We start from the raw sequence: 2,162 nt of genomic DNA, 5'->3' as shown, positions 1-2,162 counted from the left end.
GCTCAGGAGCCGGCCCAGCAGAGCCTGCAGCAAGCTGAGGTTATCAAGCAAGACCAGGTGCGTCAGCAGGCTTTAGAACAAACGCAGCAGCAAAATCAGCAGCAGGAACAGGGGCCGACGATGACCAGGGGCGGTCCCTGAAAAGTGCTCGCCGACATGGCGTGCCGGCCATGATTGCGAGGGCTCTAGTGAAACGAGCCAGCACGATTTTTCATGTGGCTGCTAAGCAACGCTTCCAGTTCTGCTTCGTCCAGCATGTGCGCACCAGTGGAAACCAGGATGTCTACCACGCGTTGCCGTCGTTTCACTTCTTCTCGCTTTGCCGTTTCCTGCGCCTTCGCTTCGCGGCGCTGGTTGGCTAAAAGCTCTCTTGCTTGCAGTTGGGCCAAGCGCTCGGTGGCCCGCTGAATTTGGTCTCGGTAGTGATTCGTTGCGGTCATACGTTTCTCCTGCCTGGTGGAAATGAGTCAACCAGGAAAACGGCTTACGTCAAGCGTTGGGCTGGTCTTGAATTTCGTCCGCCCGAGAATCGAAAAGGCTCAAAAACAAGGCTTGGAAGAAAGAAGCAAGAGCGCACCTAGGTGTCACTGCGTGACACGTGCGCAAGGGTCTTCGCCCCTTGAACCCCAAGCGCCGAGGGCGCTTGCGAAAATCCAAAGCCGAAGCATAAACCAAGCAATCCCACTGCTTCGGAGTCGCCGCCTCATGGCCATCTACCACGCCAACGTCAAAACCTTCAGCCGTGCCAAAGGACATTCGTCCATCGCAGCGGCCGCCTACCGCGCCGGTCTGCTGTTGGAGGACGCGCTCACCGGCCTGCGCCACGACTACCGCCGCCGGGACGGCGTGGTCGAAACGCGCTGCATCGCTCCCGAGGACGCGCCCGATTGGGCCCTGGTCCCCGCTGAGCTCTGGCCGGCGGCTGAGGCGGCTGAGCGTCGCAAAGATTCGACGGTTGCCCGGGAGTTCGAGTTCGCGTTGCCGCACGAACTCGATGACTTCCAGCGCTCTGAGCTGGCCGTGGAAGTCACCCGCGCATTGGTCGGGCGCTACGGGTTCGCGGCCCAGGCCAGCATCCACAGCCCAGGCAGCAAGGATGGGCTGAACTGGCACGTCCATGTCCTGGCGACGACGCGTCGCATGGGTCCGGACGGTCTCACGGACAAAACCAAGGAACTGGATGGCGGGCCCTCGGGGCGTGTCGAAGTGCAATGGGTGCGCGAACTCATTGCATCCACCATCAATGCCCACCTTGAGAAGGCCGCGCTTGAGCTTCGCGTGGACCATCGCAGCCTGGCCGCCCAGGCCGACGATGCCCTAGCGCGCGGCGACTTGGCTGCGGCTGCCGTGCTCTCCCGAGAGCCGACCAAGCACGTCGGCAAAAACGGCACCGCGCTGGCTCGACGGGGCCAGCCGTCGGAGCGTTCGGACGAGAACCGTCGAATCGAGGAGACCAACGAGGAGACCTTCCGAAAGCTCATCGCCGTGTTCGAGCAGGAGGGGCGCGCCATGCCGGTGCCCGACGGTCACAGCCAGGCTCGCCGACCTTCTGATGGGCTGTCCTTGCCGCTCGGGCCTGGGGCAGGGCACATCGAGGTTTCCCGCAGCATGGCGACCATTGCCCGTGGGCTGGGACTGATGGAGGCCGAGGAGGCCAAGCCGTCGCGCGCGCCACGTTCAGTCGCGGAGCTCGCAGAAGAGGCCAGCGACGAATGGGGAGTGGCTGCTCAAGCCGATCCTCGCTTGGCTCAAACGCTCCAAGCAACCCTGGACCTGCTGCAGTGGATCAGGGAGCGCGTGACTGCCTTCGCCGAAGCGGCGCAGCTCCGTCCTGACCTCAACGAGTTGCTCCGTCGACTGCGGCGCTTCAAGGCAGCGACCATGAAGTTCGCCCGGCGGCTCTTGGCGGTGCGCCGAGCGGAGAAGCTGCACCACATGGCCGAGAACGCGTGGCACGACTTCCTGGCGAACAATCCCGAGCCGGGGACCTCATGGACGCAGGGAGACTGGAAGCAGCGGCGCGGGCGTCGGTTGAGCACCCTCGATGTCAACAACAACTTCAAACTGACCCACCTTGAACGCTGATCAGCAACTTAGAGTTGACCCACCTCGATGGGTTCGGCAGTTTGGCGGGATGGAATGAGGCCGGCCTTGCGTTTGTC

1 protein-coding gene and 1 pseudogene are annotated in these 2,162 nt (G+C 63.0%); one reads left to right on the top strand and one right to left on the bottom strand.

From position 1 onward, the window contains the following. Nucleotides 1-185: 185 nt before the first annotated feature. Nucleotides 186-440, bottom strand: a complete 255-nt coding sequence (locus J7360_RS19930) for a hypothetical protein (RefSeq protein WP_081027878.1) — start codon at nucleotides 438-440, stop codon at nucleotides 186-188. Nucleotides 441-705: 265 nt separating this feature from the next. On the opposite strand from J7360_RS19930, the pseudogene J7360_RS19925 reads away from it, so the two are divergent. Then, nucleotides 706-2,046: pseudogene (locus J7360_RS19925) on the top strand (MobA/MobL family protein); the annotation flags it as partial. Nucleotides 2,047-2,162: the final 116 nt, after the last annotated feature.

This window comes from Xanthomonas sp. D-99 (assembly GCF_017746145.1).
Taxonomy (GTDB): Bacteria; Pseudomonadota; Gammaproteobacteria; order Xanthomonadales; family Xanthomonadaceae; genus Xanthomonas; species Xanthomonas cissicola.
This window is presented reverse-complemented; position numbering and strand designations above follow the sequence as displayed.